At 76.6% G+C, this 3,540-nt stretch carries 5 protein-coding genes; all 5 read right to left on the bottom strand.

The window, feature by feature from the left end; all coding sequences use genetic code 11:
- Positions 1–716: 716 nt before the first annotated feature.
- Positions 717–902, bottom strand: a complete 186-nt coding sequence (locus tag E1283_RS33925) for a hypothetical protein (RefSeq protein ID WP_132822011.1) — start codon at positions 900–902, stop codon at positions 717–719.
- A gap of 8 nt (positions 903–910) precedes the next feature.
- Positions 911–1,192, bottom strand: coding sequence for a hypothetical protein (locus tag E1283_RS33920; protein WP_132822010.1), 282 nt, complete (start codon positions 1,190–1,192; stop codon positions 911–913).
- Between the two features lie 125 nt (positions 1,193–1,317).
- Positions 1,318–2,295 carry an NAD(P)H-quinone oxidoreductase gene (locus E1283_RS33915; RefSeq protein ID WP_132822009.1) on the bottom strand — a complete coding sequence of 326 codons (978 nt, stop codon included), beginning with the start codon at positions 2,293–2,295 and terminating at the stop codon, positions 1,318–1,320.
- Positions 2,296–2,334: 39 nt separating this feature from the next.
- Positions 2,335–2,634, bottom strand: coding sequence for a TFIIB-type zinc ribbon-containing protein (locus tag E1283_RS33910; RefSeq protein WP_132822008.1), 300 nt, complete (start codon positions 2,632–2,634; stop codon positions 2,335–2,337).
- A 45-nt stretch (positions 2,635–2,679) separates the two neighbouring features.
- Positions 2,680–3,540, bottom strand: an 861-nt coding sequence (locus E1283_RS33905; protein WP_132822007.1) for a phosphotransferase family protein, incomplete at its 5' end; no start/stop codon positions are given.

Raw genomic sequence — 3,540 nt, 5'->3', positions numbered from 1 at the left:
CACCCACCCCTCCGGCCTGCGGCCAACCCGGCCCAGGACGGCCGGGCCACGCCGGAGGCGCCGGCCCGCGGCGAACAAGGCCACGAACCCACGCCGCGGGCGCGGCGGGCCGCCGCGAGGCGGCAAGTGTGACGGCGAAGCCGCCAACTCGCGCCACGGGCGCGGCAGCGGCCGGCGAAGGGCAACGCCGGACGCCCCGACACGTCCGCCGCGAAGCGGCAAGGGGCAACGAAGCCGCGAACCGAGCACCGGCCGGCGAAGCGCAACGCCGGCGGCAAGGGACAACCGAGCCACCGCCTCGGTCGCGCCAGCGGCAGCGGCCCGCTACGCCGCGAAGCGGCCGACGCACGCCGAAGGCGGTCCGGCACAAGCCGCGAACCGAGCAGCGGCCGGCGAAGGGCAACGCCGGACGCCCCGACACGTCCGCCGCGAAGCGGCAAGGGGCAACGAAGCCGCCACCGCGGTGGCGGAAGCGGCGCTAACGCGCGCCACCGGCCACCGGCCAGCGGCCAGCGGCCCGCCCCGGCCGCGAAGCGGCAACGGACGGCGAAGCCGCGAGCCCGCGCCGCAGGCGCGAACGCGTGCGGCTCCGGCCGCAGGCCGGGCACCAGCGGGCGAAAGGACGGCGGGCGGCGGCGAAGCCGCCAACTCGCGCACCGCGCCCGGCACCGGCCGTGGCATGGCGTCGGGTCAGCGCCGCAGGCTTCGGCGTCGGGTCAGCGCCGCAGGCGCCGGTTTCGGCGGCGCCAGAAGAGGAGGGCGGCGTACCAGGCGAACCGCAGGGGGCCGCCCCTGCTGTAGGCGCGGGCCGCGCGGTAGAGGAGGGCGGCGGTGGAGGCCGCGCGCCAGCGCGGGCTGTCGCGGCGAGGACGGTGGCGCGGCAACGCGCCGTGACGTGGCAAGGTGCCCCCTACTGACGGAGCCGGTAGCCGAGGAGGCCCAGCCCCAGGCCGAGGCAGGCCAGGCCCGCGCCGAGTGGCAGGACCGGGGGGACCTCGCCGCCGCGGCGGGCCGCGGCGGGGGCCGGTTCGCCGAGGTCGCGGACCGGGCCCGGTGTCGTCGGGGCCGGCTCCCACCACAGGATCGGTTGGTCGGCCGCCGCGGGCCGGTCCTCCTCGCGGTCCTCCACGGCCGGCGGCGGGCTCGCCGCGACGGCCGGCTGGGGCAGAAGGGGCGCCGCGACCACCGCCACGGCCACTGCGTAACCCGCCCACACCCTCACTGGCCCGTTCCTTCACGCTCTGTCCGATGATGCAACCGATACTGTTACCAGCGTCACATATCATCACAAAAGCCGCATCCGGAACCAGAGATGGCTCAGCGTGTCAGCACGATCTTCCCGACATGGCCGCTCTCCTCCAGCACCCGGTGCGCGTCGGCCGCCGCCGGCAGCGGCAGTCGCCGGTCGACCACCGGCCGCAGCCGGCCGTCCGCGAACATCGGCCAGACGTGCTCCCGCACCGCCGCCACCACGGCCGCCTTCTCGGCCACCGGCCGAGCCCGCAGCGACGTCGCCGTGACCGAGCCGCGCTTGGCCATCAGCCGCTGCAGGTTGATCTCGGCCTTGACGCCGCCCTGCATCCCGATGATCGCCAGCCGGCCGCCCGTCGCCAGCGCGTCGATGTTCCTGGCCAGGTACCTGGCCCCGACGATGTCGAGGATCACGTCCGCGCCCCGCCCCTCGGTGGCGGCGGAGAGTTCGGCGACGAAGTCCTGCTCGCGGTAGTTGATCAGCACCTCGGCGCCCAACTCCGCGCAGCGCGCCAGCTTCTCGTCGCTGCCGGCCGTCACCGCGACCCGCGCCCCGGCCGCCCGGCCCAGCTGGATCGCCATGGTGCCGATGCCGCTGCCGCCGCCGTGCACCAGCAGCGTCTCGCCGGGCCGCAGCCCGGCGCCGAGGAAGACGTTGGACCACACCGTGCACACCACCTCGGGCAGCGAGGCGGCCGTGACCAGGTCCATCCCGGTCGGGACCGGCAGCAGCTGCCCGGCGGGGACCGCGACCAGCTCCGCGTAGCCGCCGCCGACGAGCAGCGCGCACACCTCGTCGCCGACCCGCCAGTCCCCGACGCCGTCCCCGACGGCGACGACCCGCCCCGCGCACTCCAGGCCCGGGTAGGGCGAGGAGCCGCGGGGCGGGTCGTAGAAACCCTGCCGCTGGAGCACGTCGGCCCGGTTGACGCCGGCCGCCGCCACCTCGATCAGGACCTCACCGGCCGACGGTTCGGCATCCGGCACTTCCGTCCACACCAACGCCTCGGGACCACCGGGCGCGGCAATCGTGATCGCATGCATGGACGAGACGCTACCGCCAGGCCGCCGCCCGACACGGTGTCAGGAGGAGAAGAACAGGCCGGACATGCCGCCCTTGCGGCGGTGGTGACCCTGGTGCCCGTAGTGGCCGCCGCCGTGCGGGGCGCCCCAGGCCGGGCCCGGCTGCTGGTAGTGCTGCTGCGGTGCCGGGGCCGGCGGGGGCGGCGGGGGAGCCTGCGCCGACCACTGCGACTCAAGCTGGGTGATGTGCTCCAGCTCGCCGTAGTCGAGGAAGATCCCCCGGCAACCGCTGCACTGCTCGATCTGAACCCCACTGCGGTTGAACGTGTGCATCGGCGCACGACACTTGGGACACTGCATCTTCGGCTCCATCGGCTCAACAGACGACTGGATGTCCCGTTCACCCTACGACAGGGCCTCGATTCGCCGGCAGGAGTCGACGAACGCCGCCCCTTCCCCGGTCAGCGGCCGGCTCGACAGCAGGGCGCGGGCGGCGAGTTGGGCGGTGAGCGCGCGGGCCGGCCCGTCCAGCCAGCCGGGCCACGGCTCGGCCACGCCGTAACCGGCGAGGAAGCGGCGCCAGTCGGCCTCCGGCACCAGGCCGGCCGCGTACCAGGCCGCCGGCCTCGCCAGGTCCCAGGCGGGGTCGCCGAGCCCGAGGTCGTCCACGTCGATCAGCAGCAGCCCACCACCGTGCGCCGGGTCGGTCACCAACTGCCCGAAGTGGAAGTCGCCGTGACAGAGCGTCCGCCGCGATCCCAGGTCGGGGGCGCCCGCCAGCACCCGCTCGACCGCCCGCCGCTCGTCCGGCGTCCCGGCGCCCGGCGCGGCCCGCAGCGCGGCCACCGTCTCGGCGGCCCTGGCCGGCCCGCCGGCCGCCGGCAGCGGGCCGGTGCCGAGCGCGGCCGGGTCGACCGCGTGGAGCAGGGCGAGCAGCGCGCCGGCCGCCGCCCACGGCAGTTCGTCGACGTCCGGATCGATCGGCGTCCCGTAGGGCCAGAGCGTCGCCGGCCGGCCGCCGCGCAGCGGACGCACCGCGGCGGGCTCCACCGGCGGCAGCAGGATCCCGGTCAGCGCCGGGTGCGCGGCCACCCGCAGCCGTGCAGCGAGCGCTACCGCGTCGGTGTCGGGCGCGTGGGCCTTGGCCACCACCGCCCCGACCCGCACCAGCGTGGCGTCGGGCCGTTCGGCCAGCACCCGCGGCGCGGCCGGCCGCCCAGGCCCAGGCCCGACCAGCGCCGCCAGTTCCCCCAACACCCCCAACAC

Source organism: Streptomyces hainanensis (assembly GCF_004348415.1).
Lineage (GTDB): Bacteria > Actinomycetota > Actinomycetes > Streptomycetales > Streptomycetaceae > Streptomyces > Streptomyces hainanensis.
Note: the sequence above shows the minus strand (reverse complement) of the source record. Positions and strands in the feature narration are given on the sequence as shown.